Genomic DNA, 308 nt, shown 5'->3' with positions numbered 1-308 from the left:
TGGGTCACCCGGTCCTGGCGGTGGTGCGGGGCAGTGCGGTGAACCAGGACGGCGCGTCCAACGGTCTGACCGCCCCGAACGGCCCCTCGCAGCAGCGGTAGATCCGCCAGGCGCGGGTGTCGGCGGGTCTGTCGGCGCGGGACGTGGACGCCGTTGAGGCGCACGGGACGGGTACCGCGCTGGGTGACCCGATCGAGGCCCAGGCGCTCCTCGCCACCTACGGCCAGGACCGTGCGGAGAACGAGCAGCTGTGGCTGGGGTCGGTGAAGTCGAACCTCGGTCACACGCAGGCGGCGGCCGGTGTCGCG

At 73.4% G+C, this 308-nt stretch carries 1 pseudogene; it reads left to right on the top strand.

The features are described from left to right. Window positions 1-308 (top strand): annotated as a pseudogene (locus tag PUR61_RS24825) (hypothetical protein); the annotation flags it as partial.

The organism is Streptomyces sp. BE20, from assembly GCF_036322525.1.
Taxonomy (GTDB): Bacteria; Actinomycetota; Actinomycetes; order Streptomycetales; family Streptomycetaceae; genus Kitasatospora.
The sequence above is the reverse complement of the archived record's forward strand: the minus strand, read 5'-3'. Positions and strand labels throughout refer to the sequence as shown.